Annotated in this window: 2 protein-coding genes and 1 pseudogene; all 3 read right to left on the reverse strand. The window is 27.7% G+C overall.

Going from position 1 to position 2,591, the window contains the following annotated elements:
• Window positions 1-107 precede the first annotated feature (107 nt).
• A complete protein-coding gene (locus tag WFH18_RS17215) occupies window positions 108-989 on the reverse strand; it encodes a hypothetical protein (RefSeq protein ID WP_336755352.1) in 882 nt (293 codons plus the stop codon).
• Entirely contained in the window at window positions 989-2,521 is a 1,533-nt protein-coding gene (locus WFH18_RS17220; protein ID WP_336755353.1) for an ORC-CDC6 family AAA ATPase, read from the reverse strand. The genes WFH18_RS17215 and WFH18_RS17220 overlap by 1 nt, the downstream gene beginning before the upstream one ends.
• Window positions 2,508-2,591, reverse strand: a pseudogene (locus WFH18_RS17225) (IS1 family transposase); the annotation flags it as partial. The pseudogene WFH18_RS17225 and the gene WFH18_RS17220, both read right to left, overlap by 14 nt.

Consider the following 2,591-nt stretch of genomic DNA (forward strand, 5'->3'; position numbering starts at 1 on the left):
TTCAATCAATAATTGAACCGCTCTTTCTCTGATTTCAGGGGTATATTTTAATTTTGTCATCGGGATAGTCTCTCAGAATATTGACTCTCCGACAAACCCGGTACGGTTCAATTGATATTAATATCTTTTTCTTTAAGTTTTTTATGCTCTTTCCACCAAAAGAAGACATGACCTATAACTTGAGCTTTAGTTGATAAAGGTACTAAATATATATTTTTGGTGTATTGCTCATTACTGATGATAGATACTAACTTACTAATCTCTTTAGCAGTTGAAAAAGGATCGTGAGCAGCCGCAAAGTATCTAGTACTGTTTATGATACTTTTGTGCGGTGATTGAATATTGACAGATTGAAGTACACTATGTTGAAACATATCAGCACTTAAAGAGGGAAATGAGAATAGAGGAAATAACTTTACCCCTTCATAGCTATTAAGCATCTGAGACATTAATTCAGTATCATAACCAATCGACATAATTGCAGCTTCTTTTGAACCAGTTTTAGTAAATTCTGTTCCGCCAATTGGTCTTACTTCATCACATAATTCACTAAATTTTGTACGATCATTATTTATATATGTTTTAGGCTCAGTGTAGATTATCTCTACATTAGAACACTTAAGTGCGGCTAACTTTATTACTAAAAAAGCTAATGTATGGCGCATGAATCCAGTACAGTCGATAACAATCTTTTTCTCAGAAAAGTTATCACCAAAGCTTTCTTTAAAAGTGTCAATAATCCTTTTTACCTGAAAAGTTTCATGAAAGCTGTCAGAAATAATTACATCATTTAAGTTTTTAATATCATCGTAATTAAAATTATATTCAGGTTGAATGAACCAATATTTTTTTATTGATTTAATATTTTCATATACAATTTCTATACGTTTACTCCTATTAAAGGCAGAAATAAATATATCTATATCATCAATTTTAGATAAATTTTCTGGATTAATATGACTTCTATAATAAAGATCATAATCTATCATTAGAATAGCTCCCATTGTTTTGGGCTATCTTCTTTTATAGGCTCTACAATAATATTCTTTTTATTAAGAATTGTATTCCACTTAACCTTAACCTGTTTTAACTCTTTATTAAACTCATCCATATTTGATTGACTAAACATTAAATTTACTAACTTGTTACTTAAACTTAAATCACCACGATAAACTGCTGGCAAATACCATAATGGAGATAACATTGGATTTAATCTAACTTTTATATTTTGTTTATTGGTTAGATTTCGATCATTTCTTTTCCCAATATTTTGCAATAGTGAAAACTCAATACATGCTTTAAAAATTTTATTACAGTTCTCATCTAAATCAGCTTCAGCAAAACTAATAGCTAATGGAGATGACTCAGGAATTTTTAAAGAAAATCTAGCAGCTTGTAAATATGATCCAATTTTCTCAATAGCTTGTTTTGCTTGCATACTAATTGAACCATAAGAGGTATCTTCATTAAAAAAATGTTTCGCAGCTTCTCTAAAACCTCGTGATTGAGCTTCAAAACAAATATATTCTTCAGAGAAAAAATCCTTGTTATCAAATTTTAATTGATTTTCAATTTTATATAATACATTTAATACATTTCTTGGATTATATGAAGTTAATTGACACAATGTCTCAAAGCCATAATATAAAGGAACCCGTTGAGGATTTTCCATATAATGTAATTGAGACATAATATCTGATTTATAATGGTTTAATGCAGTATAATAAGGCTTTTCTTTACTACCTAATTCAAGATAGCTTTTATATTCAAAATTAACCTTAGCAGCTAAACTCAAAAGATTATTTTCGTTAATCTTTTTTGACTTCATAAATCTAATAATATTTAGTTTTAAGAATAGAAGTGAATCAACCCCATTTGCAAGAATACTGAAAATCTCAGCAGAGATATTTTTACTAATCGGCAAAGCACGCATGAAAGAATTTTTTATATAATTATACAATTTCATGTTTTTTTCATTTGAAATAGAATAATCATTATTTAAATATTTAGAAAAATCTTCATCAGAACCAAAAATTTTCTCCACATCAATTTTTGAATTATCAGATGCAATTAATCTCAAATGTTTTTCAATAAAGTCTAAAATAAATAATCTTAGCTCTTTAGCTTGTTTTGAATTCTGATTATATATGACATCTAAGTCAATTAGAATGAATTCATTTCCATCTTTATTCTTCTCATTTAAAGTTTGGCTTGTTACAGCAGATTCCTTTCTCCCTGCTATTCTAAAGAAATAACCGGGCTCACTCATTCGAACAAGTTCATTAATTATTTTTTTATAATCACTATTTACATTTTCAAATTCATCAAAAAGGTAAACGACATTATAATCAAAAAACTCTTCCCTTAAAGAGTTGAAAAACTCTTTAGTCCGAAAAATAATATTATTTATAATAGTTATATTTTTTATATTACTATTATCATCATATAATATGGAATACTTTAATGCCTCATCAATTTTAGGTGGTGTTTTAAAAAGTATGCTGACATTAAATGAAGCCATTATTGATGTAAAAGAAGGTTAAGTCGAAGGCTTTAAAATGGTTTTCAAGCTTTTTGGAGAAATTACAACT

Source organism: Acinetobacter sp. USHLN143, from assembly GCF_037145695.1.
Lineage (GTDB): Bacteria > Pseudomonadota > Gammaproteobacteria > Pseudomonadales > Moraxellaceae > Acinetobacter > Acinetobacter fasciculus.